At 70.2% G+C, this 2186-nt stretch carries 3 protein-coding genes; 1 reads left to right on the top strand and 2 read right to left on the bottom strand.

The genetic code is table 11. The annotated features are described in order from the left end of the window. Positions 1–129: 129 nt before the first annotated feature. Both ACZ4U4_RS15535 and ACZ4U4_RS15530 read right to left on the bottom strand, forming a co-directional pair. The gene (locus ACZ4U4_RS15535; RefSeq protein ID WP_467873734.1) at positions 130–648 is read right to left on the bottom strand and encodes a WXG100 family type VII secretion target; all 519 of its coding nucleotides are present in this window, start codon (positions 646–648) and stop codon (positions 130–132) included. A gap of 148 nt (positions 649–796) precedes the next feature. Further along, positions 797–1114 carry a WXG100 family type VII secretion target gene (locus ACZ4U4_RS15530; protein ID WP_467873732.1) on the bottom strand — a complete coding sequence of 106 codons (318 nt, stop codon included), beginning with the start codon at positions 1112–1114 and terminating at the stop codon, positions 797–799. Positions 1115–1312: 198 nt separating this feature from the next. Here ACZ4U4_RS15530 and ACZ4U4_RS15525 point away from each other — a divergent pair, with 198 nt between their 5' ends. Beyond that, on the top strand, positions 1313–2041 hold the full coding sequence (locus ACZ4U4_RS15525; RefSeq protein ID WP_467873730.1) for a hypothetical protein: 729 nt from the start codon (positions 1313–1315) through the stop codon (positions 2039–2041). Positions 2042–2186 lie beyond the last annotated feature (145 nt).

The following is a 2186-nucleotide window of genomic DNA, read 5'->3' as shown; positions in this document are numbered from 1 at the left end:
GGCGACATCACCTGTGGGGCGGAGTGAGCGGAGCGGGGGAAGGACGGCGGTGCCCCGGAGAGTCGGGAGCACCGCCGGTGGTGCGGAGGGGGAGCGGGCGGCGCGGCGCGGCGGCCGGGCGGCGGAGCGTCAGCCGTAGGTCTCGGCGATCGCGGTCATGTTCGGGTCGTTGATGCTCTGCGGTGTGGCGTTGCTGTCCGAACCACCGCCCTCCGCGCTGATCTGCGTCTTGAATTCGGTGAATTCCTTGACGATGTTGTCCTCGGCCCGGAGGTAGTTGTTGCCCGCGGCGCCCAGCGAGAAGGCGATGCGCGGCAGTACGGCGTTGGCCGCACTGGCGTCGTCACCCGCCTTGCCGAACAGGTCGGTCATGCAGGCGTCCCAGCGGTCGTAGAACGCCACCATCTCGTCCTTGGACTGGCCGGCCCAGGCGAGCTTCAGACCGCTCATGACGGTGTTGATCGTCGAGATCTGGGAGGCGAGGTTCTCGACCAGCCCGCCGGAGCCGTCGGTGCCGCCGAGTTGGGCGCTGAAGACCCGCAGCAGCTGGGCGTCGACGCTGATCTGGGCGTTGTTGGCCCCGTGGAGCCCGTAGACGGGCGCCTTCGTCGGGTCGAGGTCGATGGGGTCGGGCTGCTGGGGGCTCACCGGGTGCTCCTGGAGAGGGGAGGGGGAGCGCACTCCGGGCCGGGGCGGGCGATGCGGGTGGCTCCCTCGCTGGCGTGTTCTGACGCCCGGCGACGCCGCCCCGGAAGCCGGGCGGTCCGTCGCGCGACGGCGTCCGCGGTCCGCGGGGCTAGTGCTGCTTGTGGAAGTTGTCGGCGTTGGTCTCCTCGACCTGCCGGTACTCCTCGTACGCGGCGTGCATCCGGTTCGACATCTCGCGCAGCAGCTCGACGAGGGTGTCCATGCTGGTGCTGAAGTCGCGCTGGAGGTTGCCGAAGGTCGCGCCCGACGGGCTCTGCCAGACGCCCTCGGCGAGGTTGAGGACCTGCTTCACGAGCATCACGTCGTTCTCGATGCTTGCGGTGCACCCCTTCACCGTGGACATGGCGTCGTGAAGGTGGTCGAGCTCGACGCGGAACTCGGACAGGGTCAAGGTAGGAGAGGCCACTCTTCGACCCTATGCGCGGCCCCCGGAGCCGGGGTACGCCCCAATTCCCCGACGGTCGCGGTGTCTCCGAACGGGGACCTGCCCCGGGGCCGTCCGCGTCGGCGTCTCTGAACAGGGACCTGGCAGGTCACCGCGGTATCCGGTGGGATGAGCTGGGATTGACCGGACCCTACCCGAGCGCACCCGGTGGAGGCAGCGATGGCAGAGGCACAGGAACCGAGGAACTCGCGGCACGGTCCGCCCCGGGAGTACGACAAGGACAAGCCCCAGGGCGGCGACCCTTCGGCGGACGACAGCCTGTCGGACGAGGAGAAGGAGAAGAAGAAGCAGGAGGCGCAGAACGTCCCCGGCTACCAGCAGCCGCCCTCCCTGACGATGATCTGGGGCGATGCGCCGCCCATCACCACCTACCTGGCGAAGGGCGGTGGCGGCGGCGGAGGCGGCGGTGACAACCAGTCCGCGGGCATCCACCCGGCGATCAACGTCGGAATCGGAAGCATCACCGACGCCATGCAGTCGATGCTGGAGTCCTCCCGGCGCTCCGTCGACGCCTATACGACGCTGAAAGCGCTCGTCCTCACCGCGTCGACCGACAACGCCACGTTCGGCCAGCAGGCCACGCACAAGGACGACTGGGGAAAGAAGGACGGCAGTGCCGTGCACGGCAAGGAGGCCTCTCAAGGCGTGGGCCCCAACTACGCCAAGCACAACGGCGGCAACGAGCCCGACGAGAAGCTCCAGGACGCCGCCAAGTACTTCGCCGCCGGCATGGTCCCGAAGATGAACCAGGTGCTGGCGCTGTGTGCCAACTCCATCGAGATGGCCGGCCAGTTCATCGTCCGGCTGGACCGCGCGGGCACCTACTACGCCAACGCCGACCACGCGTCCGTCTTCCCCGAGCCGCGGAGCAAGCCGATCGCGGAGTGAGCGCCGCACACCGGAGCGCACGGCAACCGCACAGGGCCGGGGGGGGGGGGGGGGGGGGGGGAGGGGGGGGTGGGGGGGGGGGGGGGGGGAGGGGGGGGGGGTGGGGGGGGGGTGGGGGGGGGGGGGGGAGCGGTAACAATAGGGC

The sequence above is a fragment of the Streptomyces sp. NPDC029159 genome (genome assembly GCF_055564055.1).
Note: the sequence above shows the minus strand (reverse complement) of the source record. Positions and strands in the feature narration are given on the sequence as shown.

What these genes read in the sequence shown, in the direction of transcription:
- ACZ4U4_RS15525 (WP_467873730.1), top strand. Translation starts at nt 1,313, where the DNA reads ATGGCAGAGGCACAGGAACCGAGGAACTCGCGGCACGGTCCGCCCCGG.